The sequence below is a fragment of the Mesorhizobium cantuariense genome (assembly GCF_042647205.1).
Lineage (GTDB): Bacteria > Pseudomonadota > Alphaproteobacteria > Rhizobiales > Rhizobiaceae > Mesorhizobium > Mesorhizobium cantuariense.
The window spans coordinates 3,349,738-3,375,473 of record NZ_JBHRVD010000001.1; the positions used below are offsets into that span (position 1 = coordinate 3,349,738).

Here is a 25,736-nt window from a genome sequence, read left to right on the forward strand (position 1 = left end):
AGCGATTGCGCTGAATGTGATAAATTCAGTCCATGGGCGATTCCCTCGATCTTTCGACAGCCGATCTCGCGGCGCTGGCCTTCTTCCTCGTCGCGTGGCTGCTGCACACGTTCGCCTCCGACGGCAAGCTGGTCAGCCGCGTGTCGCTGACGACGGCGATGAATGCACAGCGGCAAGCCTGGATGCGGACCATGGCCGAGCGCGAGATCCGCATTGTCGACACCGCCATCATGAGCGGCCTGCAGCAAGGCACCGCCTTCTTCGCGTCCAGCTCACTGATCGCGATCGGCGGCTGCTTTGCCTTGCTCGGCGCGTCCGACCGGGTTCTTGAAGTGCTGAGCGACCTGCCCCTGGGCGGCGCGCCGTCGCGAGCGGCCTTCCAGATAAAGGTGTTCGGTCTGGTGCTGATCCTGGCGTTTTCGTTCTTCAAATTCGGCTGGGCGTACCGGCTGTTCAACTATTGCACGATCCTGATTGGCGCCGTGCCGATCCCGCATGGCGAAGCCTCACGCAATCCGGTCACCGAAACGGCGGTTTGGCGTGCGGCGCAGATGAACATGCTGGCCGGAAAGCACTTCAACTCCGGCCTGCGCGGCGTGTTCTTCTCGATCGGTTATCTCGGCTGGTTCGTCGACCCCATGGTGTTCGTGTTGTCCACGCTGTTGCTGCTGGCGGTGCTGGTGCGGCGCCAGTTCTTCTCGGCCGCCAGGCAGGCGGTGATCGGTCAGCCGCCAGGAAAAGGCTGATCGATCCGCCCTGACAGCCAGTAGGCGATCAAACCGATCCATTCGCGGATGGCCATGGTGGTGGCCTGCAGCGAATCGGCTGGATTGTCGCGGAACAGGCCGATGCCTTCCCGTCCCGAGGTGCGATAGTCGACCGGCCAGGGAACAGTCGCAAAGCCGGCCTTGTCGAACAGCGCCTTGGCGCGCGGCATATGGAAGGCCGAGGTCACCAGCAGCCAGGTCTCGCCGGGCTTCGGCGTTACCAGCTCCTTGGTGAAGACCGCATTCTCATAGGTGTTGCGGGATTTGTTTTCGAGGATCAGGCGATCGGCCGTCACACCAAGCGCGGTGAGCAAGCGGGGGGCCGTGGCGGCGTCGCCCTCGCCTTCGAGAAACAACTCGCCGGTGCCGCCGGAGACGATCACCTTGGCTGCCGGAAAGCGCCGGGCCAGAATCGCGGTCTCGACCATCCGATCACCGCCGCTGTTCAGCTCATAGCCGCCGCGCGCCAGATTGATGGCGCCCTCGAAGCCGCCGCCGAGCACAACGATGCCGTCGACCTTTTCCGGCAGCGACGGGCGTTGAAAGCGTTCTTCCAGCGGATTGAGCATCATGGCGCCGAGCGACGTCCAGGCCGACAGCGCTAGGATCAGAAATGCCAGCACGCCGCCGATGACCGCCAGCCCCCAGCGGCCGATTATGGCTGCGATCAGTCCTCCCAGCAGCAGGAAGATCGCCAGATTGAGCGGCTGGATGAAGAACCAGAAGACCTTGGAAAGATAGAAGAACATCGCTCACCCCATTACAGCGCTGCGCGTGCTTGGACGCGCAAAGGACGCTGTAACACTTTGATTTTGCGCATGACCCCGAAAATCGATCGCGATTTTCGGGGTCATGCGCTAGACGAGCGGCATCCTTACCACCATTTTTCCGGCTGAAATGTGCCGGCCGCCTGCTCGATGACGGCAGCGGTCTGGAACAGGGTTTCCTCATCGAACGGCCGGCCGATCAGCTGCAGCCCGAGCGGCAGGCCCTTGGCGTCGAGCCCGGCAGGCACGCTGATGCCCGGCAGGCCGGCCATGTTCACCGTGACCGTGAAGATGTCGTTCAGGTACATCTTAACCGGATCGGCAGCCATGTCCTCGTCGGCGATGCCGAAGGCGGCCGACGGCGTTGCCGGGGTCAGGATGACATCGACGCCGGCGGCGAAGACAGTCTCGAAGTCGCGCTTGATCAGATTGCGCACCTTCTGCGCCTGCAGATAGTAGGCGTCGTAATAGCCGGCCGACAGCACATAGGTGCCGATCATAATGCGGCGCTTGACCTCGCGGCCGAAACCGGCGGCGCGGGTCTTCTCATACATGTCGACGATATCCTTGCCCGGCACGCGCAATCCGTAGCGGACGCCATCATAGCGGGCGAGGTTGGACGAAGCCTCGGCGGGCGCCACGATGTAATAAGCCGGCAGCGCGTATTTGGTGTGCGGCAGGGAAATGTCGACAATCTCGGCGCCGGCGTCCCTCAGCCAGGCAATGCCCTTCTGCCACAGCGCCTCGATCTCTTCGGGCATGCCGTCAACGCGGTATTCCCTGGGAATACCGACCTTCATGCCCTTGATCGGCTTGCCGATCACCGCCTCGTAGTCCGGCACCGGCCGGTCGACCGATGTCGTGTCCTTCGGATCGACGGACGCCATCGACTTCAACAGGATCGCGGCATCGCGCACATCACGGGCGATCGGGCCTGCCTGGTCAAGCGACGAGGCGAACGCGACGATGCCCCAGCGCGAGCAGCGGCCATAGGTCGGCTTGATGCCGACCGTGCCGGTGAAGGCAGCCGGCTGGCGGATCGAGCCGCCAGTGTCCGTCGCGGTCGCGCCGGCACACAGGAAGGCGGAGACTGCCGTGGCCGAACCGCCGGAAGAACCGCCCGGCACCAGCTGCGCATTGTCCAGGCTGCGCGCGGTCCTGGTGCCGCCGGCCGAGACGAAGCCGCCGTCGCCCTGATGCGTCGTCGGCATCACCACCGTGTCAAGGCGCGAACGCCGCCACGGATTGATGACCGGACCATAGTAGGACGTCTCGTTGGACGAGCCCATGGCGAACTCGTCCATATTGAGCTTGCCCAGCATAACGGCGCCGTCGGCCCACAGATTTGATGTAACGGTCGATTCGTAGCGCGGCTTGAACCCGTCGAGCACATGGCTGCAAGCCTGCGTATGGACGCCTTCGGTGCCGAACAGGTCCTTGATGCCGAGCGGGATGCCTTCCAGCGCACCGCCCTCGCCCTTGACCAGCCTTGCTTCGGACGCCTTGGCCATGTCGCGCGCCTTGTCGCCGGTCACCGCCACATAGGCATTGAGCGCAGGATTGGCACGATCGATAGCCGAGAGATAGGCCTCGGTGATCTCGGTCGCGGTGATTTCCTTGCCGCGCAGCTTGGCGCGGGCCTGTGAAATCGTCAGCTGGGTCAAGTCACTCATCAAAGGCTCTTTTCGTAAAACACCGACCACTCGGAATCGGGATAATCCAGCACCGGGCCGCAGCGCGAGAACCCGGCGCGTTCGTAGACAGCCCACGCAGCCGGATGACGATCGCCCGTCTCCAGCACCAGGCGCTGCAGCCCCTCATTGCGTGCCAGCGCCTCGACCCGCTCGACGATCCTGGCACCGATCTTGCGGCCGCGGTGCGACGGCCGCGTGTACATGCGCTTGACCTCGCCGATGGCGCCGTCATGGCGCTTCAGCGCACCGCAGCCGATGGCCATGCCATTATCGCGGGCGATGAAAACGGTCGTATCCTCACCGGCCATCTGCTCGACCGTGAGGTGGTAGCAATGCTCCGGCGGCGTCAGTTCGAGCAAGGTCTCGTTGAGTTCCTTGACCAGCCCACGCACATCGTCCTGCAGCGGCGTTTCAATGGCGATCTCGATTGCCATCGGCCGGCTACTCCACGACCTTCGGCACGAGGAAGAAATTCTCTTCGGTCGCCGGTGCGTTGGCGACAATGTCGGCCGCGTCGCCGCCGTCGGTGACGACGTCCTGGCGCCTCTTCATGTCCATCGGCGTCACCGAAGTCATCGGCTCGATGCCGGAAACATCGACCTCGTTCAGCTGTTCGACGAAGCCCAGAATGGCGTTCAGCTCGCCGGTCATGCGTTCGGCATCTTCTTCGCTCACCGCGATGCGGGCGAGATGCGCGACGCGCTTCACTGTCTGAAGATCTACGGACATGTTTCTGCCTCGGGGAAAACCAGTTCGGGCTATAGCGGCGCCGCGCGCGGTGCGCAACATGCATCGTGCGAGAGGCCAGGCTGTGGCGGCGGCCTACTTTTCGGCCACCGATCACGCGCAAGATGCTGTCTACGGCAGGGCAACGCCCTCGCAGAGATAGTAGCTGCCGCCATTGCCGCTCGCCTCACCTTCGTCAGCGGTCGGCCGGACCGACACGAGATCGACTTGCTTGGCGTTCATTTGCGTCACCGAGAGGACATCGGGAAAGACATAGCCCGGTTCCTGGCAGATGGCCGTCACCGCCCAGCTCGGCGAAGCCGTCGCCTTGCTGATCTGCAGAAACTCGCAATTGTATTCGACGCTCTGCAGGCCATGCGCCGAAAGCACGATGTTGCCGGCGTCGATCAGCGTTTGCAGCGTGTCCTTTTTGGCCTGTTTGCAAAGCTCCTCGGACTGAAGGTAGACGCCTTCGATGAAATCATCCGCGGCGAGCGCGGGTGACGCCGCGACAAACATGGACACGCAAAGAGATCTCCCCAACACCATGGTTTCATTCCGCTTTAGCTGCTTCTAAATCGTAATCGTCTCACCGATATCAGGCGATGTCACTTTGATGCCGGATCCTTCCAGGCCGGCCTCGAACTTGTCGGCGGTCGGATCGATCATCGGAAAGGTGCCGAAGTGACAGGGAACCACGGTATCGAACTTGAAGAAGCGGCGGCAGGCAAGTGCCGCCACCGCACCGCCCATGGTGAAGCGATCGCCGATCGGCACGATGCCGATCTTCGGTTCATGCAATTCGTTGATCAGCGCCATGTCGGAAAAGATGTCGGTGTCGCCCATGTGATAGAGCGTTTTGTCTCCGGGAAATGCAGGACGAGGCCGCCCGGATTGCCGAGATAGGTGTTCTGGCCGCCCTCGCCCGGGAACGAGGATGAATGCAGCGCCTGGACGAAAGTGGTGGTGAAGCCGCCGCAATCGACGGTGCCGCCGATGTTGCCCGGGTTGATTTTGTTGTCGCTGACGCCCTTGCCGACCAGATACATGCAGACTTCGAAATTGGCGACCAGTTGGGCGCCGCTTTTGCCGAGCACTTCCAGCGCGCCGCTGATGTGGTCGCTGTGGCCATGCGTCAGCAGCACATGCGTGATCCCCTCGGCCGGCCCTTCCCAGCCGCCCGTCCAGGATGGGTTGCCGATCAGATAGGGATCGATAAGGATCTTGGCGTCAGCCGTTTGCGAAAGGCCGAGTGGCCGTACCAGGTCAGTTTCATGAATGCATTCCTCGATTTTTGGCTTGCCAAAGGATAGAACGCCGACGGCCCCGAGATCAAAGGGTTACTGTGTCCGTTATGCGTTTGAGAGAACACATGGCGGTGAAAGGCGAAGGACGGCCATTGGGCATTATCACGATAGAGGAATTGCCGGCGCGGCTGACCGGTGGCAAGACACTGGCGGGGCTTGACCTCGGCGACAAGACGATCGGCGTCGCGGTCTCGGACCAGAGGTTTTCCTTCGCCCATCCGCGCCCGGTCATCATGCGAAGGAAATTCTCGCTCGATGCAGCCGTGCTGCTGGCCATGCTGCAGAAGGAGAATGCCGGTGCGGTGGTGATTGGGCTGCCGATCAACATGGACGGTTCGGAAGGGCCGCGTGCGCAGAAATCGCGCGCCTTCGTCCGCAACATGGCGCAGATAAGCGACCTGCCCTTCGTGCTCTGGGATGAAAGGCTATCGACGGTCGCGGCCGAAAGGACGCTGATCGAGATGGATTTCTCGCGCCGCAAGCGCGCCGGCAAGATCGATTCGGCGGCCGCCGCGTTTATTCTGCAGGGAGTTTTGGACCGGCTTCAGTCGCTCCACGCATCCGCTCGAACGGAACCGGATCCGCCCAGTGTTGTTTGACCCAGGCGGCGATTTCGCGGCGACGGCGGAATGCCCAAAGCGCCATCAGCAATAACCCATCAAAGATGCACGTCTTCGCCACCATGCCGGGGATGATCGCCGGGTCGATGCCGAGCATCTGACCATAGAGCTGGAAGAAGAAGTCGTGCATCTGTCGGCTGAGCATCGTGTAGCCGAAATTGATGTCATTGGCCGAGAGATAGAACCAGCCCCAGAAAATCGCCATCGGCGCCGCCCAGAATCCGAAGATGTAGCGCATCAGCGGCCTCCCCTGGGATCGGAGCCGGTCTTGGAAACCGTTCGGCCCGATATGAGTGAAAGCAGCGAATTGTGGGCCGCGGCCTTTGCCATGCCGTGCGCGACGGCGCGGACCTCGCCCTCGCCCGAAGCAGTTGCCGCAACCACGGACCGCCGCTCGGCAAGCATGGCGACATAGGACGCCAGAAGTGCTGCCAGCTGCACGGCGACAGCCATGAACAGCCCGTTGATGCCTTGCGCAGCACCTCCGATGACGATCAGCGACAACACGCCGGACGCGGAGATGAAGGCGATGCGGGCAACGCTGTCGGCGCCCTGGCTGGTCGCGTCGTTGATCAGGGCTTCGACGAAGGCCCAGAAGAACAACACGGAGACGACAAGCAATGCGGTGGCTAGCGGCGCCACGACAACGACGTTGTCGAGATCGACGAAGCGGGCACCCTCGATTGAGGTACCCAACACGCCGAGCGCCGCGGCCACACCGCGGTTTCCGTCGATGCAGATGAGCGCAAGCAGGGCGAAAACGATCGCCCAGTGCAAGGCCAGAAAAGAGGTCAGTACCTGTCGCATCGGTGTCCCTGCTTCGCCAAGCAAGGGACGGCCAATCTGAACCATTCCCTGCTTTCGCCGGAATAGTGGGCCTTGCCGCTCGCCATCGCAACGGAAACCATTTGTTAAGGTTAACGGCGATTAGCTATACGCCTGAGGACACAGACCAACGCCTCAAAACTGTGGATGGCGCCGGTTTTTGCGATGCTCGCGGCTCAATTCACCGGCGGATAGAGCGTATCGATGATCATGCGCGCATCGTGGCGCGAATCGATCATGCCATAGGTGTTGCGCCATTGGCCTGCCAAACGCGTCTCGACAAAAGCGTCGGCGATCCGCCCTGCCCCCAGCCGGCGCAATTCCGCCGCCGCGGCCGACAGCGCCAACTGTTCGGTGAGCAGCCGGGCCGAACCTTCGTCGGTTGAAGCGACTTGCATCGCCGCCTTCAGCACGCCGATCGTGCCGCGTCCGCCGGCGCCGAGATCACGGTCGATGCCGGCCAGCACATCCTCGAACAGGCCGGGCGCGCGGCCGAGCACGCGCAGCACGTCGAGCGCCATGACGTTGCCCGAGCCTTCCCAGATCGCATTGACCGGAGCTTCGCGATAGTAGCGGGCGAGTGGCGCTTCCTCGACATAGCCGTTGCCGCCGAGGCACTCCATCGCCTCATAGAGCAGCGGCGGCGCGATTTTGCAGACCCAGTATTTGACGACCGGCGTCATGGCGCGGGCAAACGCCGCTTCACCGCGGTCGCTCGCCGCCTCGTCGAAGGAACGCGCCAGCCGGAACGACAGTGCGGTGGCGGCGGCGACATCGAGCGCCATGTCGGCCAGCACGCGCTGCATCAGCGGTTGCTCGATCAAGGTTGAGCCGAACACCTGTCGGTGGCGCGCATGATGAACGGCCTCGGCGAGACCCGCGCGCATGATCGCCGACGAGGCGATGGCACAATCGAGCCGGGTCAAGGTGACCATGTCCATGATCGTCTTCACGCCGGCACCCGGTTCGCCGACCATTTCGCCGATGGCGTTGACGAATTCCACCTCGGAGGACGCGTTGGAACGGTTGCCGAGCTTGTCCTTCAGCCGCTGGAAACGGAAGCCGTTGCCCGAACCGTCACCAAGAACGCGCGGCACGAGGAAGCACGACAGTCCCTCCGGCGCCTGCGCCAGCACCAGGAACGCGTCCGACATCGGCGCCGACATGAACCATTTGTGTCCGGTCAGGCGATAAAACCCGCTGCCTGCGCGTTCCGCCCTTGTCACATTGGCACGCACATCGGTGCCGCCCTGTTTCTCGGTCATGCCCATGCCGAGCGTCAGCCCGGTCTTCTCGACCGGCGGCTTCTGGCTCTGGTCATATTTGCGCGTCGTCACGCGCGGTGCCCATTCGCGAAACAGTTTCGGGCTGGCCATCAAGGCGGCAAGCGAAGCGTTGGTCATGGTGATGGGGCACAGATGCCCGGTCTCGAGCTCCGCTGTCAGATAGAACCGGGCAGCCCGGGCCTGATGGCGGCGGCCGATCTCGGCATCGCCGTTTTCCCAGACCGAGGAATGCAGCCCGTTGGCCACCGAGCGGCGCATCAAGGCGTGATAGGCGGGATGGAACTCGACCACATCGATGCGCCGTCCCTGGCGATCATGCGTCCTCAGCTTCGGCGTCTCGACATTGGCGAGACGGGCCAGTTCCTGCGCCTCCTGCGTCAGCACGAAACGGCCGAGCCCGTCGAGTTCCCGGCGCACCGGATCGGAAAAACGCTCCGCGAGCTGGATCAGCAACGGATCGCCCCGCCAGGCGTTGCCGCCCGTCAGCGGCGGCGGCTGGTTGGTCACGTCGTCGGTCACGCCCAATCCTTCTATCGGTAGAAAGGCCTTGTCGTCAGAAAGCCACGAATCCGAGGCCGTCGGCTAGATATAGCCAAGCGTTGCAGCGCGCGCGATGAAAATACCGGGGAGAACGGCTGCAATCCAAAGCTGGCGCTTGCAGCCGCAATATCTCCACCCTATAGCAGCGCCTTGAGATGACCGACGCTTCGTCCCTGCCACTCTATCCTCACCGCCATCTTCTGGGCATCCGCGACCTTTCCCCCGCCGACATCGAGTTATTGCTCGACAGGGCGGATCGAGCGGTCGCGATCTCGCGACAGTCCGAGAAAAAAACCTCGACGCTGCGCGGCCGCACCCAGATCAACCTCTTCTATGAAGCATCGACGCGCACGCAGTCGTCATTCGAGCTTGCCGGAAAGCGGCTCGGCGCCGATGTCATGAACATGTCGGTGGCAAGCTCTTCCGTGAAGAAGGGCGAAACGCTCATCGACACGGCGATGACGCTGAACGCCATGCGTCCCGACATCTTGATCATCCGCCACCAGTCGGCGGGCGCGGCGGCGCTGTTGGCGCAGAAGGTCGGCTGCTCGGTGGTCAATGCCGGCGACGGCGCGCATGAACACCCGACACAGGCGCTGCTCGACGCGCTGACCATTCGCCGCGCCAAGGGGCCGCTGTCGAAGCTGATCGTGGCCATCTGCGGCGACATACTGCACTCGCGCGTGGCGCGCTCCAACATCATGCTGCTCAACGCGCTCGGCGCGCAGGTGCGCGTCGTCGCACCGTCGACGCTGCTGCCCACCGGCATCGAGAAGATGGGCGTCATCGTCACCCGTTCGATGGCCGAAGGCCTCAAGGGTGCCGACGTGGTGATGATGCTGCGCCTGCAGCGCGAGCGCATGGAAGGCGCCTTCGTGCCTTCGGTGCGTGAGTATTTCCGCTATTTCGGCCTCGATGCGGAGAAACTGAAGGCCGCCAAGGACGACGCGCTGGTGATGCATCCCGGGCCGATGAACCGCGGCGTCGAGATCGCCTCGGAAATCGCCGACGGTCCGCAAAGCGTCATCCAGGAACAGGTCGAGATGGGCGTTGCCGTGCGCATGGCGGTGATGGAAGCGCTGCTCGACCCCCGTCGTAACCAAGAGGGCCGCAACCACGAGGGCCGCGGCGCATGAGCATAACGGTTTTCGAGCGCGCTCGCATCGTCGACCCGTCGCGCGGCATCGACGAAATCGGCTCCGTCATCGTCGATGGCCTCAAGATCGTTGCCGCCGGCAAGGCAGCGCTCAACCAGGGCGCGCCCGGGGGCGCCACCATCGTCGACTGCGCCGGCAAGGCGATCATTCCAGGCCTGATCGATGGCCGCGTCTTCATCGGCGAACCGGGCGGCGAACATCGCGAAACCATTGCGTCGGCGAGTGTCGCGGCGGCCGCCGGCGGCGTCACATCTATCGTCATGATGCCCGATACCGACCCGGTGATCGACAATGTCGCGCTGGTCGAGTTCGTGCTGCGCACCGCCAAGGACACGGCAAGCGTCAACGTCTTTCCGGCTGCGGCGATCACCAAGGGCCTCGACGGGCGCGAAATGACCGAATTCGGCCTGCTGCGCGAGGCCGGCGCCGTCGCCTTCACCGATGGCCGCCACACCATATCAAGCGCGCTGGTGATGCGCCGCGCGCTGACCTATTCGCGCGACTTCGGCGCCACCATCGTGCATGAAACGCAGGACGCCGACCTCGGTTCGTCCGGCGTGATGAATGAGGGCCTCTACGCCAGCTGGCTCGGCCTCTCCGGCATTCCGCGCGAAGCCGAATCCATCCCCCTGGAGCGCGACCTTGCGCTGGCGCGGTTGACGCGCGGCTCTTATCACGCGGCAAAGATCTCAACGGCGATGGCGGCAAACGCCGTGGCGCGCGCGAAAGCCGACGGGGCGACCGTGACGTCGGGCGTCGCGATCCACAATTTATCGCTGAATGAAAACGATGTCGGCGAATACCGCACCTTCTTCCGTCTGACACCGCCATTGCGCGCTGAGGAAGACCGGCTGGCGATGATCGAGGCGGTCAGGGACGGCACGATCGACATCATCGTCTCCTCGCACGATCCGCAGGACGTCGACACCAAGCGCCTGCCCTTCGCCGACGCGGCGGCCGGCGCCATCGGGCTTGAAACCCTGCTGGGTGCGGCATTGCGGCTCTACCACAATGGCGACGTGCCGTTGCTGAGGCTGATCGAGACCTTGTCCACCGCCCCCGCAAAACTGTTTGGGCTGCCCGGCGGCACGCTGAAGCCCGGTGCTGTCGCCGACCTTGCGCTTGTCGATCTCGACGAACCCTGGATCGTCAGCGAAAGCGGCATTCGTTCGCGCTCGAAAAACACCTGTTTCGAAGGCGCGCGGCTGCAAGGCAAGGTCTTGCAAACGCTGGTTGCGGGCCGCACAGTGTTTTCCGTCTGAGCCGGCCACCGCGCGCCGCGCCTGATCCGGCCAAACTAGGGAAATGCGGGGGAAACAATGACTTACAGCCTCATCCCGGCGCTCGTATTCGGCTATTTGCTTGGCTCGATTCCGTTCGGGCTCCTACTGACGCGCGCGGCCGGTCTTGGCGATGTGCGCAAGATCGGCTCCGGCAATATCGGCGCCACCAATGTTCTGCGCACCGGCAATAAGGGCCTTGCCGCCGCGACGCTGCTGCTCGACGCGCTGAAGGGCACGGCCGCCGTGCTGATAGCAGGCCATTTCGCGCCTGACCTGGCGATCTGGGCCGGTCTCGGCGCCTTTCTCGGTCATCTCTTCCCGGTCTGGCTCGGTTTCAAGGGCGGCAAGGGCGTCGCGACCTATCTCGGCGTGCTGATCGGCCTGGCCTGGCAGGTGGCGCTGATCTTCGCCGTCGTCTGGCTGGTGATCGCTTTTCTGTTCCGTTACTCCTCGCTGGCGGCGCTGACGGCAGCCGTCGTCGTGCCGATCGCTCTCTATTTCATGAGCACGCCGCAGATTGCCGCCCTGTTCGTGGTGATGAGCATCATCGTTTTCATCAAGCACCGGGAAAACATTTCGCGCCTGCTTGCCGGCACCGAGGGCAAGATCGGAGCCAAGGGGTGAGCGAGCGCGCCACCACGGTGAGCGAGCCCGCCGCCAGGCCGCGCCTCAGCGACCGGCAGCGGCTGAGCTGGTTGCGGCTGATCCGCACCCAGAATGTCGGCCCCGCCTCCTTTCGCGACCTGATCAACCGCTTCGGCTCAGCCGAAGCGGCGCTTGAAATACTGCCGGAACTGATGATTTCCGGTGGCGCCCGCCGGATCGCCCGCAGCCCTTCCATTGCCGAGGCCGAGGCCGAGCTGGAGGCAGCCCGAAAGGCTGGCGCGCGCTTTGTCGGCATCGGCGAACCCGACTATCCCCAGCTCTTGCGCACCATGGACCATCCGCCGCCGCTGCTGGCGGTCAAGGGCAATGCAGCTGTTTTCCGGTTGCCGGGCGTCGCCATCGTTGGCGCGCGCAACGCATCGCTGGCCGGCATCAAGATGGCACGCATGCTGGCGGCGGACCTTGGCCGCGACGGCTACGCAATCGTCTCCGGTCTGGCGCGCGGCATCGACACGGCGGCGCATCAGGGCAGTCTGGCGACCGGCACGATCGGCGTCCTGGCCGGCGGCCTCGACCTGCCCTACCCGCCCGAAAATGCCGGCCTGTGCGAGGAAATTGCCGAGCGCGGCGCCATCATTTCGGAAATGCCGTTCGGCTGGCAGCCGCGCGCCCAGGATTTCCCGCGCCGCAACCGCCTTGTCGCGGGGGCTGCCCTTGGGTTGGTGGTGGTCGAAGCGGCGCAACGCTCTGGATCGCTGATCAGCGCCAGGCTTGCCGGCGAAATGGGCCGGCTGGTCTTCGCCGTACCAGGCTCACCGCTCGATCCACGCGCCGCAGGCTGCAACGGCCTGCTCAAGGATGGCGCCACCCTGGTCACCGAGGCATCGGACATTTCGCGGGCAATCGCCCCGCTGACCGGCATGCGGGCGCCTGAGGTGCCGCCGTTCGAAGAGCCGCCCGATTTCTCGGCCACGCCACCGCCCGGCGAAAGCGACCGCGCCCGCGTCGTCGAGGCGCTCGGCCCGACGCCCGTCGCGGTCGACGAGATCATCCGCCACACCCGCCTGCACCCGGCCCAGGTGTTCATGGTGCTGCTGGAACTCGACCTCGCCGGCCGGCTCGAACGCCATGCCGGCGGACATGTTTCGCTGGTGTTTGAAGATTCCTGAACGGCAGTGCTAAATCCCGTTCCGCGCGCCGCCGCATACGAGCAGCTCTATACAGAATCCAGCGTATTTGGATTGCCGCGCTCGCTCCTGAAACGAACAGCCCATTCAAAACTGGTTGAATCTCGCTGCTGTTGGATCGCGACGCTGATGGACTCCGGGTTGCGCTGGAGCGTCACTCCCATCATGTCCGCGACTTGGCGGACGGCATGTGGTGGATTTGCGACTATCGTCTCGTATTCGAGTCTGAGAGGATCCATCCCAGTTCGGGCAAAAAACATCTCCCAACGCGCCCTTTCCCGGACCAGCGCATCGAGTTGTTTCTGAACCAACTCGGCATGGAACACCGGCTCTTGGCTTGCCGTTTGAGTCGATCGGTATTGGCTGGTCTGCAATGCCCTCGCCCAGGATATGGCCTGACCGAGAAGGTCTCGCCTCGAAAGCAAGATGAACCGAAGATTCGGAAGCACGTTCGAACCAGCCAATTTCGCTTGAAATCCAATCGTGCTGGTGAGCGAATATTTTCAGACCATATATGTGGTTGGGTGTGGCGCCCATGGTGAGAATTTTGTCCACCTGCCCGGCTACATCTTCAGGGAAGTTTGGATCGTCGAAAAATCGACGCCCTCTCCAATTGAAATATTCGAGCGGATGCCCAAGCATCCCGGTGCCACTGAGATGCTGGCACAGGAAGTTGCTGCCAGATCTCGGCGATGTGCAAATTGAGTAGCCCCGTACGCCGTCGGACACCTTCAACCTCGCCCGCGAGCCCGAAGAAACATTTTTCTTATGAACAGCGGGACCATGCCGTTGTAGAGTCGTTTGCTTTCGTTGACGAGATTTGAAAGGCTGGATAGCTGCTCTTCAAGCCGATGCAATCTGGCCTGACTGTCATGGGCCACCCTGTCGAGCGAAGCGGAGACATCAAGGATCGGACCAATTTTTGCGGTTTCGGGTCGAATGGCTTTGACCTGCTCGCCAAGCTCCATCAACGACGCGGCATTGCTCTCCAGCGTTTTTGTGTTTGATCGCAACAGTTCCACAAGCGCGGCCTGGTCTGGCGAAATCTGCCATCCGTGCATCTCCTTCACGATGGCGGCCCATCTGCGCGACGGAAGCGACACGCCGATTTCCTCGATCCAGCACGCTGTGGCCAGTGACCGTTCGTCAGCAGTCGTGTCCGCATCGGCCTCAATAGCCTGATTGTAGACCCTGAGATGCTCTTGAACTAAGTGCGGGATATCAGCCACTTCACGAAAATAGGCGGAAACCTTCACGGCATCGTCGGCATCGAACCGCGAGATCGCCTCCATCAGATTTTCGACGGTGGTCGGCTTGGTTAGAAGCCCAACCCCGAGGTTCATTTGCCGCCATGCCTCCATGTTTACCGTATCCAGCAAGCCGGCGAAACCGCGCGCGTCGCAGACGACGACCGAGCACCCCACGGCGGCAGCTTCAATGGCCATACGGGCCGTTGCAAACACGATGTCGTAATCGAGCAAATCCTTTTCGAGTTGATGGGAAAAGCGACCTGTAGCCGGACCCAACTCATCCAGATGAACGTTGCTTTTCGAGCAGGCTTCGCGCACCGCCTGCTGGTGTTCGAAATTCTTGGTCAACAGCAGCCCTCTGGCGGGTCTGGAAGGCAGCGGCATGCGGGGCTTGAAACGTTGAAGGTCGACCGCGTTGTGGATGAGGTCCAACTTGTCCGCCGGTACACCGCGTGACAGGCATTTGGCCTTGCACGCTTCGTCGACCGCGATCCAGCGGCGTATCTGCGGATGAAGCATGGGAGCTTCGACCTCGAAGAAAGCGCTGTGGCAGGAAAACACGGCTGGCACGTCAGGAAACCGCGCCAGCGCGGTCAGGCAAGGCGTCAAATGCTGGCCATGGATGATGTCGGGCTTTTCGACGATCTCGGCAATCCGGTCGACCACATGGTGTCCGCGGCGGCGCATTCTGTCGGCCATATCGCCAAGAGTTGGAGCCAACACCATGGTTTGATGACCAGCGCCGCGAAGCCCGTCGGCCAGCAATTCGACAACGGCTTCGGTACCGCTGTTGTGCGACACGAACAGATTGGTAATGAGAACCCGCAAATGCCGCCTCCTGCCTGTTTCGCAATCTCCGCATTGGCGGCGAGGATAACAGGTGCTAGTGGATTGATTCCAACGTTTGGTGCCCGCGCCTGACGGCGGCGATGATTTTGTGTGGGTCGGCTCTCCAGACGAACGGTCGGGATTGCTGATTGTGCTCGGTGATGAAGCGATTGATGGCGGCCTGGAGATCGACGACGGAGTAGAAGACACCGTGCTTCAGCCGGCGGCGTGTGAGCTTGGCGAAGAAGCCCTCGACAGCATTGAGCCATGAGCAGGATGTCGGCACAAAATGGAAGGTCCAGCGCGAATGCCTGGCCAGCCAAGCGCGTACTTTGGGCTGCTTGTGAGTGGCATAGTTGTCGAGGATCACATGGACGGCCTTGTCGGGCGGAAGTTCAGCCTCGACGGCGTTGAGGAAGCGGATGAACTCCTGATGGCGATGGCGCTGCATATTACGGCCGATCACCGAGCCATCGAGGACGTTGAGCGCGGCGAACAGGGTCGTCGTGCCGTTGCGCTTGTAGTCGTGCGTCATTGTCGCCCCGCGACCGCGCTTCAGCGGCAACCCCGGCTGAGTGCGGTCGAGCGCCTGGATTTGGCTCTTTTCGTCGACCGACAGCACGATGGCATGAGCGGGGGGCGAGACGTAGAGCCCGACCACATCGTGAAGCTTCTCGGCAAACGCCTTGTCGTTGGACAGCTTGAAGCTGCGCCAGCGGTGAGGCGCAAGGCCATGGTCGTGCCAGATCTTCACCACCGAAGACGCCGCGATGCCGACCGCCTTCGCCATCGCGCGGACCGTCCAGTGCGTCGCCTCGTGGTCTGGCGGATCGAGTGTCAGCGCCACGACCCTGTCGACCAGCACAGACTGAAGCGGTGCAATGCCCGGTGGCCGCGTCTTGTCGCGCAGCAGGCCGTCGACGCCTTCGTTCATGAAGCGCTCCTGCCAGCGCCACACGCAGGTCTTCGACTTGGCTGTCATCGTCATGATCGCGGCGGTCCCCAGGCCATCACCGCTCAACAGAATGATCCGCGCTCGCCAGACATGCTTCTGAGGCGAACTCCGTGCTGCGACGATCCCTTCAAGCCGAATTCTGTCCGAAGCCGTGATGTCGATGCTGATACCAGTGCGCATCCCGCAATGTCGCATGCCGAAGCGATCCGGGGAATCCCAAAAAGGACTCTTCTGTCCCGATCAATCCACTAGGCAGCATTCTTAGTTTGAAGATATCGACCAGACAAATTTGTGCAAAAATGACCGGCGCCTGTCCCAATGTTGGGAAGCCTTTGACGCCTGGTCGCCCTAGATACAATCTAAACGCGAATGTATGCCGAAACCTGGATTGGAGCCGTTGCTTGTCGGAAAAGTTGCAGCATGTGCTGATCCTTGCCCATCCAGGGCATGAACTTAGGATTCATCACTGGCTCGAGCTCAAGAAACCGCGAATCTACCTTTTGACGGATGGCTCGGGCAGTCGCCACTCTGCACGAACCCAATACTCACGCGACGTGGTGGACGCTGCTGGCGCAACCGCTGGGGCGGTCTTCGGCGATATTCCGGACGCTGCCTGGTATAAAGCGCTGTTGGCCAGGGACAGCGGCATCTTTGCCGATGTGCTGGCGAGAATCAGTGTCGATGTGTCTGATATGCGGGACGTGCAAGTCGTCTCGGACGCGGTCGATGGCTACAATCCGATGCACGATCTGGCCTATGCATTCGGCGCCGCCCTCAACAGGCTGCTGCAAAGCACAAGACCGGGGTGCAAGCAGCTTTGCTCCGCTGCGGTTCCCGACGTGTCGGGGGTTGCCGAGGTAGAAATTCAACTGGATTCGGCTGCTCGAGCCAGAAAGATGGCTGCGGTCAAAGCCTATATGCCCTTGGCGGATGAAGCCCGTCAGATTTTGGTTCGGGATCCGCAATGCTTCGACCGAGAACTTCTCATTTCGCAGCACTTTGACTGGGATGCGCCCTGGACGCCGGAGTGGGAGCGGATCGGCAAAGAGCGCGTGGCGAACAAACTTTACGACAGATGCATCACCTACAGGGAAAATGTGCAGCCGGTGGCGCAGAAACTCATGTCGGAAAGCGACCGAAATAACGTTTCGCGGAAAGTCAGGCGTCTGCCTTCCAGGGCCTAGCCACGGGTTCCGATCGATACCTGCGCTGATGTGAAACAATGATGAGCGCGATAGGATTCGAACTCATCATCTACTCACCACTTTCGCGGCGAACAGGATTCTGAGGTTCTAGCGGCCTTGCAAACCGCCCGCCTCGGCAATCGCATCGCCATCAACTTTGCGCGCTCGGCTCTATGGGCTGGCTACGCGCTCCCGCGGGCTCGATCCCGCTACAGGTCAGTGTGCGAGCGCCTCATCGCAAAAATTTGGCCAACCCGATTTACAACTGACATGTTAGTGAGATATCACTGCCTGCGAACTTCTTTTCGGAGACCCCCGGTGACATCACGCTTTGGCCTTTCAGCCGCCCTTGCCACGCCTTTCGATGCCTCCGGGCAGATCGCCATCGCCCTCATGGTCGCCCAGGCCAGGCGTTGCCTGGCCGAGGGGTGCGGCAGCGTAACACTTTTCGGTACCACCGGCGAAGGCGCTTCGGTGGGCGCGGCGGAGCGGCGGTCGGTGACCGAAGCCATGCTGACTGCCGGCATCTTGCCGCATCAGCTTGTTGCCGGCGTGCTGGTCGATGCAGCCGAAGACGCTGCAGAACAGGCGCGGCATGCCTTGCAACGGGGCGCCCGCAACATTCTGCTTGCGCCGCCGAGCTACTTCAAGAATGTCGGCGAGGATGGTCTTTTCGGCTGGTTTTCCGCTGTCTTTGCTGCGCTCGGTCCCCTCGCCCGTGGCGTTCTGCTCTACAACATCCCGTCGGTCACGATGGTGCAGCTATCGCTTGGCCTGATCGGCCGGTTGCGCACCGCTTTTCCGGACGTTGTCGCGGGGGTCAAGGATTCCGGTGGGGACTGGGACTACAGCGAGGCGCTGCTCGACGCCCACCGTGATCTGGTGATTCTGATCGGTGACGAGCGGCATCTGGCGCGGGCGGTGCGAATTGGCGCTCAAGGCGCAATCTCCGGCATGGCCAATTTCGTTACCGGTGAAATCCGAGCCATGGCCGAGGACGGGCGCGACGATACGCGCGTCGAGCGTTTCGTGCTCGAATTGCTCAAATATCCGGTGACGCCGGCGGTGAAGGTCATGGTGGCGCGCAAGACCGGCGACGACCGCTGGCTGGCGGTCCGACCACCGCTGGAGCCCATCGCTTCGCAGGGGCAGCAACAGCTTGCCGACGCCTATGACAGGTTGTTTGCCAGGGAATCAGCCTGACCGGCAAAGGGATACGCGCTGAAATGGAAGACGGCAGCGAACCGACCACCCTTAGGGAAAAAGCCTATGCCAGCTTCACGCGGCATTTGCTGGCCCGCGACCTGCTGCCTGGCCAGTTCGTGTCGCAGCGCGAGTTGGTTGCCTTCACCGGCCTGCCACTCGGCGCCATTCGCGAAATCGTGCCGCGTCTCGAGGCTGAAGGGCTTTTGACGACAATCCCGCAGCGCGGCATGCAGATCGCCCATATCGACATCAGCCTGATCCGCGAGGCTTTTCAGTTCCGCCTGTTCATGGAGCGCGAAGCGGTGGCGCTGTTCACCGCCAGCGCTTCCGATGACGAGCTTGCCCGCCTGCGGCGCGAACACGAGGAGATGCTGGCGCAAGCCCTTTCGCAGGCGCCGACGCCCGAAATGGAAGCCAAAGCCCAGAGCATCGACTGGGCGATGCACGACACCTTCATCAATGCGCTGGGCAACGAGATCATCGCCAAGGCCTATCTGGTCAACTCGGTGAAGATCCGGCTGATCCACCAAGAACGTTTCCGTATCGACGGGCGCGTCGTGCCGGTCATGCGCGAGCACCTCGCGGTCATCGAAGCCATGGAGAGCCGCGACCCGCAAAAGGCGGTCGAGGCAATCAGCCTGCACATCGACAAGGCGCGCCGGCTGGCGCTGCAAATCTGAGGAAGCATGAGCCGCGCCGCGGTCGCGACGCAATCGACAACGACAGCAACCGGGAGGAAGAAATGTCGTCCAATCTGTTCAACCCAACCAGAAGGCAACTCTTGCAAGGAACCGCTGCACTCGCTGCCGCCGGTATCGCTGGTATACGCCCAGGCTTTGCCGCCGCCGTCGACTGGAAGCGCTTCGCCGGCACGACGCTCGACGTCAATCTGGTGAAAAGCCCGCGCAGCGACACCCTCATAAAATATCTCGCCGAGTTCGAGGAACTGACCGGGATCAAGGTCAATGCCGAGGCAACACCCGAACAGCAGCAGCGCCAGAAGACGGTGATCGAACTGAGCTCCGGCAAGCCGAGCTTCGACGTCGTGCATCTGAGCTACCATGTGCAGAAGCGGCAGTTCGAAAAGGGCGGCTGGCTCGCCGACATATCAGGCTATCTCGCCGACCCAGCCCTTACCGATCCGGGTTTGGTCGAAAGCGATTTCGCCGATGCCGGCATGCTGTTCGCCAAGGACGGCAAGGGCGTGCTGCGCTCGTTGCCATTCTCGGTCGACTACTGGATCGTCTACTGGAACAAGGAGCTGTTCGAGGCCAAGGGCCTCAAATATCCTGAAACTTTCGAGCAGCTGGTGGCCGCAGCCGAGGCGCTGACCGACCCGTCGACCAACACTTACGGTTTCGTCGCCCGTGGCATCAAGAACGCCAACACGCCGGTGTGGACATCACTCATGCTCGGCTACGACATGACGCCACTCGATGGTCAGGGGAAGCTGCGCACGACGTCGCCCGAGGCGATCGAGGCCGCCAGCCTCTACCAAAGGCTGATGACCAAATCCGCGCCTCCAGGCGTCACCGGCTTCAACTGGGCCGAAGCGCAGTCCGCCTTCCTGCAAGGCAAGATCGGCATGTGGTTCGACGGCGTCGGCTTTGCCCCACCGATGGAAAATCCGGAAAAATCGCGGGTGGTCGGCAAGGTCGGCTATGGCGTCATGCCCAAGGGTCCCAAGGCGCACGCCGCGGGCACCTTCGGCGACGGCATCGGCGTGACGGCCACCAGCGAGAAGAAGGAGGCCGCCTATCTGTTCTGTCAGTGGGCAGTGTCACCGGTCATGGGCGCACGCCTGCTGCAGGCAGGCGCCGGCGTCCCGTTCCGCAAGTCGGTGCTTGAAGATCCCAAGGTGCGCGAAGGCGTCACCATGCCGGCGAGCTGGCTCGATGCGGTGGTCGGCTCCGGCAATGTCAGCCGGCTGTCGCTGCCGGTCATCATCCCGGTCACCGAGTTCCGCGACATCTATGGCGTGGCGCTGACCAACCTGATCGCGGGCGCCGATCCGGCGGAGGAGTTGAAGAAGGCCACCGAACAATTCCAGCCGGTCCTCGACAGGAGCGAGCAGGGCTGATGTCCGCCACCACCCCAGAACGCACCGGGGTGACGACGCAAGCCATCGAAGGGAGCCAGACGATCCGGCTGGCTCCCAACTACTGGCCTTTCGTCATTCCGGCACTCGTCGTCGTCGGCGCAGTCATCGTCTTTCCCTGGGCCTTTACGCTGTGGATGAGCGTCAACCGCTGGACGCTCGGCCGGTCGCGAAGCTTTGCCGGGATGGAGAATTATCTGCGGCTGGCTGTCGACCAGCGCTTCTGGGAATCGCTTCTCCATACGTTGAGCTACACCTTCCTCTCGGTTGCCGCGCCGATGCTCCTCGGCACAATAGCCGCCCTGATCTTCGATGCCAGGTTTCCGCTGCGCGGCCTCTTGCGCGGCGTCTTCGTGATGCCGATGATGGCAACGCCCGTCGCCGTGGCGCTGGTCTGGACGATGATGTTCCATCCCCAGCTCGGCGTCCTCAACTATCTTCTGTCGCAGGTCGGCATCCCGGCGCAGGAATGGATCTTCAACGCCAACACGGTCATCCCGTCCCTGGTTGCGGTCGAGACCTGGCAGTGGACACCGCTGGTGATGCTGATCGTGCTGGGCGGCCTGGCATCCATGCCGCGCGAGCCGTTCGAGAGCGCCGAAATCGACGGCGCCAATGCCTGGCAGCAGTTCCGCTACCTGACCTTGCCGATGATCGCGCCGTTCCTGATGATCGCGATGATTATCCGCACCATCGACGCGCTGAAGAGCTTCGACATCATCTATGCGATGACGCAGGGTGGGCCGGGCACGGCGTCGGAAACCATCAACATCTATCTCTACAACACCGCCTTCTCCTACTACGACATCGGCTATGGCTCGGCCATGGCCGTGGTGTTCTTCATCGTCATCGTCGCCCTGTCCTTCATCCTCTTGATGTTGCGCCAGCGCTCCCAGTGGATCGGCGTGGAGGGCAAATAGATGAGTTCACGGCTGCTCAACCAGATCGGGCTGTTTTTCGCGGCTCTGGTCTTCGTCTCCCCGGCGATCCTGTTCTTCCTCTGGATGATCTCGCTGTCTCTGAAATTCGAGATCGACAACGGCGCCTATCCGCCGATCCTGATCCCCGAACATCTCGCCTGGTCGAACTATGCGAAGGTGTTCGAGGAAAACAACTTCCTGCTCTATCTCTGGAACTCGGTTCTGGTGACCGGCACGGCGACACTGCTGGCGCTGCTGATCGGCGTGCCGGCCGGCTATGGCATCGCGCGGCTCAAGGCCGAGCGATCGGCGGTCGTCATCATGATAGCCCGCATGACACCAGGGCTTTCCTATCTCATCCCGCTGTTTCTGCTGTTCCAATGGGTCGGCATTCTCGGCACGCTGTGGCCGCAGATCATCATCCATCTGGTGGTGACCGTGCCGATCGTCGTCTGGGTGATGATCGGCTATTTCGAGACCACGCCGATGGAACTGGAAGAAGCGGCCAACATCGACGGGGCCAGCTCCTGGCAGGTGTTCCGGCTGGTCGCCCTGCCCATCGCCAAGCCCGGCATCGTGGTGGCCTTCATCCTGTCAGTCATCTTCTCATGGAACAATTTCGTCTTCGGCGTGGTGCTCGCCAGCCGCGAAACGCGCACGCTGCCGGTCGCCGTCTACAACATGCTCTCTTATGAGCAGGTGAGCTGGGGGCCACTCGCCGCCGCCGCACTGGTGGTGACGCTGCCGGTGCTGGTTCTGACCATGTTCGCCCAAAGGCAGATCGTCGCGGGACTGACCGCCGGCGCCGTCAAGGGCGGCTGAGGACGCGGTCCGACATCACACATCTTTCGAGGAAAACCCAATGGCATCGGTCACAATCAACAACGTGCAGAAGGCTTTCGGAGCCACCAAGGTCATTCATGACGTCAGCGTCGATATTGCCGATGGCGAATTCGTCATCCTGGTCGGCCCCTCGGGCTGCGGAAAATCGACGCTGCTGCGCATGATTGCCGGGCTTGAGACGATCTCGGGCGGCAAGATCGCCATTGGCGATCGCACCGTCAACAATCTGCGCGCGCGCGACCGCAACATCGCCATGGTGTTTCAGAACTACGCGCTCTATCCGCACATGACGGTAGCCGACAATATGGGCTTTGCCCTCAAGATCAAGAAAGCCGATCCTGCCGATACCGCCAGCCGCGTCGGCAGGGCCGCCAACATTCTGGGCCTCGACAAGCTGCTCGACCGCTACCCGCGCCAGCTCTCCGGCGGCCAGCGCCAGCGCGTCGCCATGGGCCGCGCGATCGTGCGCGACCCGCAGGTTTTCCTGTTCGACGAGCCGCTGTCCAATCTCGACGCCAAATTGCGCGTCCAGATGCGCGGCGAGATCAAGGCGCTGCACCAGCGGCTGGGCACCACCACCATCTATGTCACGCATGACCAGATCGAGGCCATGACCATGGCCGACAAGATCGTTGTGCTGCATGACGGCCTTGTCGAGCAGATCGGCGCGCCGCTCGATCTTTACGACCGTCCGGCAAATCTGTTCGTTGCCGGCTTCATCGGCTCGCCCGCCATGAACTTCATTGCCGGCCACGTCGAGGAAGGCGTTTTCCGCAGCAACGGCGGGCTGACCTTGCCGCTGCCGGAAGGCATCAACCTGGCAAAAATTCCCGCGGGTGAACTCATCTACGGCATCCGTCCCGAACATATCCGAGCAACGACCACCCAGGGCATTGTCGGCACGATCGTGCTTCTGGAAGCCACGGGTTCGGAAATCTTCGCCCGGGTCGACTGCGCCGGCGAAGAAATCTCCTGCCTTTTCCGGGAACGGCTTGCGCTGAAGCAAGGCGCGCAGATGCGAATCGAGATCGACGGCGCCTGCGCTCATCTGTTCGAAGCCAAGACCGGTCGGCGATTGTAGGGCAAAGGTCTGATATCCCGACGCAAAGGTCTCAAGCGACGGTTGGCTCTTGCCACTCGCGTCCCTTGGCAGCAATCTCGGCTCGAAGAGCCGCTCATCGGGTGGATGCCGGCGTGATAGGATCTTGCCATGACCCGCGATCAGATGCTCGCCCACCTCCGATCCGCCGACGCTGTCGCGCGCGAGGCGGCGGCGCATGGGCATCATCCGTTCGGTTGCGTGCTGGTCGGGCCGGACGATCGCGTGCTGATGCGGCAGGGCAATCTCGACACGGTGCGCCATGCCGAGACCGAACTCGCCCGGCGCGCGGCGGCTGCCTACGAGCCGGAGTTTCTCTGGACATGCACGCTGGTCTCAACCGGTGAGCCCTGCGCGATGTGCACCGGAACGTTCTACTGGGCGAATATCGGCCGGCTGGTCTATGGCTACGAGGAGGCCAAGCTCCTGGCGTTCACCGGGGATCACGCGGAGAATCCGACGATGAGCCTCTCTTCGCGCACCGTACTCGACTCCGGCCAGAAAAAGATCGAGGTCTTTGGCCCCTTCCCCGAAATCGCGGACGAGTTGCTCGCACCACACCGCGATTTCTGGAAGCGCTGACGGCTTCCTCGCCGGTTATGGTGTGCCCTTCCCGAGAGATGGGTGACAGTTTATTGCGTGGATTTCTGGTGAGCGCGATGGGATTCGAACCCATGACCTACTGATTAAAAGTGGCATCAGACAGAACATAATGACCGGAATGAACGCCGTGAAACATGCGCCAACCCGTGCAATTGCTCAAGTGCGGTGTTCATTTTGTCCGACGCTGTTTCATCGTGTTTATGCGTGATAGAACCCCGAGAGAACCCAAGGCGATTTTTCAGCCGATTCTCTCAGTAGGTTTCGATGCCGCGCAAGAACCTCACCGACGCTTTCGTTAGGTCCGCCTCCGTCAAGGTAAGGACCGATTTCTGGGACGACAAAATCCGCGGTCTGGTGCTCCGCGTCACTCCTGCCGGGATCAAGACCTGGACAGTTGTCTACACGCGGGAGAGCGACAGCACCAAGCAGCGAGTGACTCTCGGTCGCTATCCGGCGATCGACCTCGAGCGGGCCCGTGGTAAGGCGCTGAAGACGATGAGCGCTGTGGCCGAGGGCGAGGATCCGTCCGAAACGAAACGCGCCGCGAAGGCCTCGATGACCGTCGAGGATCTCGGTGGTCTGTTCATCGAAAAATACGCGAAGCGTCAAAAGAAGACCTGGCCGGAAGACGAGCGGCTGCTAAAGCGCGAGATCTATCCCAAGATCGGCCGCATGAAGGCTTTGGCGGTGAAACGCCGCGATATTCTCGACATCATCGAGGCGAAGGCCGACGCCGGGCACGGCGCCGCCTCGACAAACATCCTCGCCGTCGTGCGCAAGATGTTCGCTTGGGCCGTCGACACCGATCGGCTCCCCTCGTCGCCGGTTACCGGCGTCAAGCCGCGCAGCAAGCCCGTCAGGCGAGATCGCGTCCTCTCCGACGCCGAGATCCGATCAATCTGGAACGCGTTGCCTGATGCCACCGTGAGCCCAGCAATGCGCGATATCATTCGACTGCTGTTTCTGACCGGCCAACGCAGCGGCGAAGTTGCGGGGGGAATGCGCAGTGAGGTCGACGTCGGCGTCGCCACGTGGGCGTTGCCGGCTGCCAGGACGAAGAACGGCCAAGCTCACACCGTGCCGCTCTCGCCCCCTGCCCTCGCCATCATGGAAGCCGCTGTCGGCCGCACCGACGCCGGCGAGCCGGACGCCGCTCTGTTCAGCAAGACCGGCGCGCCGATCGCCAGCAATGCCGTTGCCCAGGCAGCTCGGCTGAAGCTCCAGAAAAGCAACAGAGCATGGACGCCGCACGACATCAGGCGGACCGTGGCGACAGGCATGGCCGGGCTCGGCGTGCCGCCCCACATCATCGAGGCGGTGCTGAACCACATCAGCGGCTTTCGAGGCGGTGTGGCCGGTGTCTACAACAGGCATTCGTATGAGGTCGAGAAGCGCGATGCCCTCGAAAAATGGGCCGATCACCTAATCCAGCTTTGTTTCGGAAAAAAAACTTCAGAACGCTAAATGACTCTCAGGCAATAACGATTTCGTCTGACTGTCAGGAGCAAGAAGTTCTGAGGCCGACACGGCTGTTTACAGTCGTGTTTTTTCCTGTTTGCTCTTCGTTAGCATGATTTGCGGTTCGGCTTTGAAGTGAGCTTAGACCGCACTACGAAGAAGGCAAAACCTTGGAAAACTATAGTCTGGTAACGCGGTTCGTCTCGATCCGCGAGGTCTGCGCTATGACCTCGATCTCTCGTACGGCACTCTGGAAGAAGATCAAAGAGGGCAGCTTTCCCAAGCCGCTGCTGATCGGCGATGGCGTCAGGAAGGCCTTCGTCCTTTCCGAGGTCGAGCGCTGGATGCAGTCGCGCATCGAGGCGCGGGACAAAGCAGCATGATCGGCGCCGCTATCTGCCTCCTGCTTGTCGCTGCGCTGCTGCGGACGCGCCTGGGCCAATTTGAGGCTGGCTCTGCTGTTGCTGCTCGCCTGGCAACGTGATGATCGATGCCGCCAATCGGCTTATTCATGGCCAGAAGGGTGA

General features: G+C 62.3%; 27 protein-coding genes and 2 pseudogenes. 16 read left to right on the forward strand and 13 right to left on the reverse strand.

What is annotated here, in order from left to right:
- Positions 1-32 precede the first annotated feature (32 nt).
- Positions 33-746 (forward strand): DUF599 domain-containing protein, encoded by a 714-nt coding sequence (locus ACFOJ9_RS16095; RefSeq protein ID WP_013531782.1) that lies wholly within the window; start codon positions 33-35, stop codon positions 744-746.
- Here the strand turns inward: ACFOJ9_RS16095 and ACFOJ9_RS16100 are convergent.
- The 6 genes and pseudogenes from ACFOJ9_RS16100 to ACFOJ9_RS16125 all read right to left on the reverse strand — a co-directional run bounded on the left by ACFOJ9_RS16100 (position 725) and on the right by ACFOJ9_RS16125 (position 5,230).
- The gene (locus ACFOJ9_RS16100; protein WP_378979800.1) at positions 725-1,516 is read right to left on the reverse strand and encodes a YdcF family protein; all 792 of its coding nucleotides are present in this window, start codon (positions 1,514-1,516) and stop codon (positions 725-727) included. The two genes, ACFOJ9_RS16095 and ACFOJ9_RS16100, sit on opposite strands and share 22 nt — an antisense overlap.
- Positions 1,517-1,641: 125 nt before the next feature.
- The gene (locus ACFOJ9_RS16105; RefSeq protein WP_378979802.1) at positions 1,642-3,207 is read right to left on the reverse strand and encodes an amidase; all 1,566 of its coding nucleotides are present in this window, start codon (positions 3,205-3,207) and stop codon (positions 1,642-1,644) included.
- Positions 3,207-3,662, reverse strand: coding sequence for a GNAT family N-acetyltransferase (locus tag ACFOJ9_RS16110; protein ID WP_378979803.1), 456 nt, complete (start codon positions 3,660-3,662; stop codon positions 3,207-3,209). Before ACFOJ9_RS16110 ends, ACFOJ9_RS16105 begins: the two co-directional genes overlap by 1 nt.
- Before the next feature lie 7 nt (positions 3,663-3,669).
- The gene (gene gatC / locus ACFOJ9_RS16115) at positions 3,670-3,957 is read right to left on the reverse strand and encodes an Asp-tRNA(Asn)/Glu-tRNA(Gln) amidotransferase subunit GatC (RefSeq protein WP_378979805.1); all 288 of its coding nucleotides are present in this window, start codon (positions 3,955-3,957) and stop codon (positions 3,670-3,672) included.
- A gap of 129 nt (positions 3,958-4,086) precedes the next feature.
- Positions 4,087-4,473, reverse strand: coding sequence for a hypothetical protein (locus tag ACFOJ9_RS16120; RefSeq protein ID WP_378987804.1), 387 nt, complete (start codon positions 4,471-4,473; stop codon positions 4,087-4,089).
- A gap of 54 nt (positions 4,474-4,527) precedes the next feature.
- Positions 4,528-5,230 (reverse strand): annotated as a pseudogene (locus ACFOJ9_RS16125) (metal-dependent hydrolase).
- A gap of 123 nt (positions 5,231-5,353) precedes the next feature.
- On the opposite strand from ACFOJ9_RS16125, the gene ruvX reads away from it, so the two are divergent.
- Complete coding sequence (gene ruvX, locus ACFOJ9_RS16130) at positions 5,354-5,860, forward strand: Holliday junction resolvase RuvX (RefSeq protein WP_378987807.1); 507 nt, start codon at positions 5,354-5,356, stop codon at positions 5,858-5,860.
- On the opposite strand, the gene ACFOJ9_RS16135 is transcribed toward ruvX, so the two are convergent.
- The 3 genes from ACFOJ9_RS16135 to ACFOJ9_RS16145 all read right to left on the reverse strand — a co-directional run bounded on the left by ACFOJ9_RS16135 (position 5,778) and on the right by ACFOJ9_RS16145 (position 8,511).
- Positions 5,778-6,119, reverse strand: a complete 342-nt coding sequence (locus ACFOJ9_RS16135) for a DUF6105 family protein (protein WP_378979806.1) — start codon at positions 6,117-6,119, stop codon at positions 5,778-5,780. The two genes, ruvX and ACFOJ9_RS16135, sit on opposite strands and share 83 nt — an antisense overlap.
- Complete coding sequence (locus tag ACFOJ9_RS16140; protein ID WP_378979808.1) at positions 6,119-6,688, reverse strand: hypothetical protein; 570 nt, start codon at positions 6,686-6,688, stop codon at positions 6,119-6,121. The genes ACFOJ9_RS16135 and ACFOJ9_RS16140 overlap by 1 nt, the downstream gene beginning before the upstream one ends.
- 194 nt (positions 6,689-6,882) lie before the next feature.
- Positions 6,883-8,511, reverse strand: a complete 1,629-nt coding sequence (locus ACFOJ9_RS16145) for a DNA alkylation response protein (RefSeq protein ID WP_378979810.1) — start codon at positions 8,509-8,511, stop codon at positions 6,883-6,885.
- Positions 8,512-8,687: 176 nt separating this feature from the next.
- Here ACFOJ9_RS16145 and ACFOJ9_RS16150 point away from each other — a divergent pair, with 176 nt between their 5' ends.
- The 4 genes from ACFOJ9_RS16150 to dprA are packed head-to-tail and all read left to right on the forward strand — an operon-like array spanning position 8,688 to position 12,747.
- Positions 8,688-9,668, forward strand: a complete 981-nt coding sequence (locus tag ACFOJ9_RS16150) for an aspartate carbamoyltransferase catalytic subunit (protein ID WP_378979812.1) — start codon at positions 8,688-8,690, stop codon at positions 9,666-9,668.
- Positions 9,665-10,951, forward strand: coding sequence for a dihydroorotase (locus ACFOJ9_RS16155; RefSeq protein ID WP_378979814.1), 1,287 nt, complete (start codon positions 9,665-9,667; stop codon positions 10,949-10,951). Before ACFOJ9_RS16150 ends, ACFOJ9_RS16155 begins: the two co-directional genes overlap by 4 nt.
- A 57-nt stretch (positions 10,952-11,008) precedes the next feature.
- Positions 11,009-11,596 carry a glycerol-3-phosphate 1-O-acyltransferase PlsY gene (plsY, locus tag ACFOJ9_RS16160; protein WP_378979816.1) on the forward strand — a complete coding sequence of 196 codons (588 nt, stop codon included), beginning with the start codon at positions 11,009-11,011 and terminating at the stop codon, positions 11,594-11,596.
- 17 nt (positions 11,597-11,613) lie between these two features.
- The gene (dprA, locus tag ACFOJ9_RS16165; protein WP_378987810.1) at positions 11,614-12,747 is read left to right on the forward strand and encodes a DNA-processing protein DprA; all 1,134 of its coding nucleotides are present in this window, start codon (positions 11,614-11,616) and stop codon (positions 12,745-12,747) included.
- 47 nt (positions 12,748-12,794) lie between these two features.
- Here the strand turns inward: dprA and ACFOJ9_RS16170 are convergent, their stop codons facing one another.
- The 4 genes and pseudogenes from ACFOJ9_RS16170 to ACFOJ9_RS16185 all read right to left on the reverse strand — a co-directional run bounded on the left by ACFOJ9_RS16170 (position 12,795) and on the right by ACFOJ9_RS16185 (position 15,978).
- Complete coding sequence (locus ACFOJ9_RS16170) at positions 12,795-13,214, reverse strand: Stf0 family sulfotransferase (RefSeq protein WP_378987812.1); 420 nt, start codon at positions 13,212-13,214, stop codon at positions 12,795-12,797.
- Between the two features lie 28 nt (positions 13,215-13,242).
- Positions 13,243-13,494, reverse strand: a pseudogene (locus tag ACFOJ9_RS16175) (Stf0 family sulfotransferase); the annotation flags it as partial.
- 2 nt (positions 13,495-13,496) lie between these two features.
- Positions 13,497-14,843 carry a glycosyltransferase gene (locus tag ACFOJ9_RS16180; protein WP_378979817.1) on the reverse strand — a complete coding sequence of 449 codons (1,347 nt, stop codon included), beginning with the start codon at positions 14,841-14,843 and terminating at the stop codon, positions 13,497-13,499.
- A gap of 55 nt (positions 14,844-14,898) precedes the next feature.
- Positions 14,899-15,978 carry an IS630 family transposase gene (locus ACFOJ9_RS16185; protein WP_378977646.1) on the reverse strand — a complete coding sequence of 360 codons (1,080 nt, stop codon included), beginning with the start codon at positions 15,976-15,978 and terminating at the stop codon, positions 14,899-14,901.
- A gap of 221 nt (positions 15,979-16,199) precedes the next feature.
- Between ACFOJ9_RS16185 and ACFOJ9_RS16190 the strand changes: the two genes are divergently transcribed.
- From ACFOJ9_RS16190 to ACFOJ9_RS16235, 10 genes are all read left to right on the forward strand, one after another.
- On the forward strand, positions 16,200-16,982 hold the full coding sequence (locus ACFOJ9_RS16190; RefSeq protein WP_378979819.1) for a hypothetical protein: 783 nt from the start codon (positions 16,200-16,202) through the stop codon (positions 16,980-16,982).
- 318 nt (positions 16,983-17,300) lie between these two features.
- Entirely contained in the window at positions 17,301-18,185 is an 885-nt protein-coding gene (locus tag ACFOJ9_RS16195) for a dihydrodipicolinate synthase family protein (RefSeq protein WP_378979821.1), read from the forward strand.
- Positions 18,186-18,208: 23 nt separating this feature from the next.
- Positions 18,209-18,868, forward strand: coding sequence for a GntR family transcriptional regulator (locus ACFOJ9_RS16200; RefSeq protein WP_378979822.1), 660 nt, complete (start codon positions 18,209-18,211; stop codon positions 18,866-18,868).
- A gap of 62 nt (positions 18,869-18,930) precedes the next feature.
- A complete protein-coding gene (locus ACFOJ9_RS16205; protein ID WP_378979824.1) occupies positions 18,931-20,268 on the forward strand; it encodes an ABC transporter substrate-binding protein in 1,338 nt (445 codons plus the stop codon).
- Positions 20,268-21,206 (forward strand): carbohydrate ABC transporter permease, encoded by a 939-nt coding sequence (locus tag ACFOJ9_RS16210; protein WP_378979826.1) that lies wholly within the window; start codon positions 20,268-20,270, stop codon positions 21,204-21,206. Before ACFOJ9_RS16205 ends, ACFOJ9_RS16210 begins: the two co-directional genes overlap by 1 nt.
- Entirely contained in the window at positions 21,207-22,028 is an 822-nt protein-coding gene (locus ACFOJ9_RS16215) for a carbohydrate ABC transporter permease (RefSeq protein ID WP_056587473.1), read from the forward strand.
- A 40-nt stretch (positions 22,029-22,068) separates the two neighbouring features.
- Complete coding sequence (locus ACFOJ9_RS16220; protein WP_378979828.1) at positions 22,069-23,130, forward strand: ABC transporter ATP-binding protein; 1,062 nt, start codon at positions 22,069-22,071, stop codon at positions 23,128-23,130.
- 129 nt (positions 23,131-23,259) lie between these two features.
- On the forward strand, positions 23,260-23,730 hold the full coding sequence (locus tag ACFOJ9_RS16225; protein WP_378979830.1) for a nucleoside deaminase: 471 nt from the start codon (positions 23,260-23,262) through the stop codon (positions 23,728-23,730).
- Between the two features lie 285 nt (positions 23,731-24,015).
- On the forward strand, positions 24,016-25,215 hold the full coding sequence (locus tag ACFOJ9_RS16230; RefSeq protein ID WP_378979832.1) for a tyrosine-type recombinase/integrase: 1,200 nt from the start codon (positions 24,016-24,018) through the stop codon (positions 25,213-25,215).
- Positions 25,216-25,379: 164 nt separating this feature from the next.
- Positions 25,380-25,592: a helix-turn-helix transcriptional regulator gene (locus ACFOJ9_RS16235; RefSeq protein ID WP_378979833.1), complete on the forward strand. Its 213-nt coding sequence runs from the start codon at positions 25,380-25,382 to the stop codon at positions 25,590-25,592.
- Positions 25,593-25,736: the final 144 nt, after the last annotated feature.

Bases quoted from the DNA above. Each gene is read 5' to 3' on its own strand.
- ACFOJ9_RS16150 (WP_378979812.1), top strand. From the start codon at position 8,688: ATGACCGACGCTTCGTCCCTGCCACTCTATCCTCACCGCCATCTTCTG.
- ACFOJ9_RS16135 (WP_378979806.1), bottom strand. From the start codon at position 6,119: ATGCGCTACATCTTCGGATTCTGGGCGGCGCCGATGGCGATTTTCTGG.
- ACFOJ9_RS16120 (WP_378987804.1), bottom strand. From the start codon at position 4,473: ATGTTTGTCGCGGCGTCACCCGCGCTCGCCGCGGATGATTTCATCGAA.
- ACFOJ9_RS16095 (WP_013531782.1), top strand. From the start codon at position 33: ATGGGCGATTCCCTCGATCTTTCGACAGCCGATCTCGCGGCGCTGGCC.
- ACFOJ9_RS16230 (WP_378979832.1), top strand. From the start codon at position 24,016: ATGCCGCGCAAGAACCTCACCGACGCTTTCGTTAGGTCCGCCTCCGTC.
- ACFOJ9_RS16210 (WP_378979826.1), top strand. From the start codon at position 20,268: ATGTCCGCCACCACCCCAGAACGCACCGGGGTGACGACGCAAGCCATC.
- ACFOJ9_RS16155 (WP_378979814.1), top strand. From the start codon at position 9,665: ATGAGCATAACGGTTTTCGAGCGCGCTCGCATCGTCGACCCGTCGCGC.
- ACFOJ9_RS16215 (WP_056587473.1), top strand. From the start codon at position 21,207: ATGAGTTCACGGCTGCTCAACCAGATCGGGCTGTTTTTCGCGGCTCTG.
- ACFOJ9_RS16110 (WP_378979803.1), bottom strand. From the start codon at position 3,662: ATGGCAATCGAGATCGCCATTGAAACGCCGCTGCAGGACGATGTGCGT.
- ACFOJ9_RS16100 (WP_378979800.1), bottom strand. From the start codon at position 1,516: ATGTTCTTCTATCTTTCCAAGGTCTTCTGGTTCTTCATCCAGCCGCTC.
- ACFOJ9_RS16140 (WP_378979808.1), bottom strand. From the start codon at position 6,688: ATGCGACAGGTACTGACCTCTTTTCTGGCCTTGCACTGGGCGATCGTT.
- ACFOJ9_RS16220 (WP_378979828.1), top strand. From the start codon at position 22,069: ATGGCATCGGTCACAATCAACAACGTGCAGAAGGCTTTCGGAGCCACC.
- gatC (WP_378979805.1), bottom strand. From the start codon at position 3,957: ATGTCCGTAGATCTTCAGACAGTGAAGCGCGTCGCGCATCTCGCCCGC.
- ACFOJ9_RS16205 (WP_378979824.1), top strand. From the start codon at position 18,931: ATGTCGTCCAATCTGTTCAACCCAACCAGAAGGCAACTCTTGCAAGGA.
- ACFOJ9_RS16200 (WP_378979822.1), top strand. From the start codon at position 18,209: ATGGAAGACGGCAGCGAACCGACCACCCTTAGGGAAAAAGCCTATGCC.
- ACFOJ9_RS16225 (WP_378979830.1), top strand. From the start codon at position 23,260: ATGACCCGCGATCAGATGCTCGCCCACCTCCGATCCGCCGACGCTGTC.
- ACFOJ9_RS16105 (WP_378979802.1), bottom strand. From the start codon at position 3,207: ATGAGTGACTTGACCCAGCTGACGATTTCACAGGCCCGCGCCAAGCTG.
- ACFOJ9_RS16185 (WP_378977646.1), bottom strand. From the start codon at position 15,978: ATGCGCACTGGTATCAGCATCGACATCACGGCTTCGGACAGAATTCGG.
- plsY (WP_378979816.1), top strand. From the start codon at position 11,009: ATGACTTACAGCCTCATCCCGGCGCTCGTATTCGGCTATTTGCTTGGC.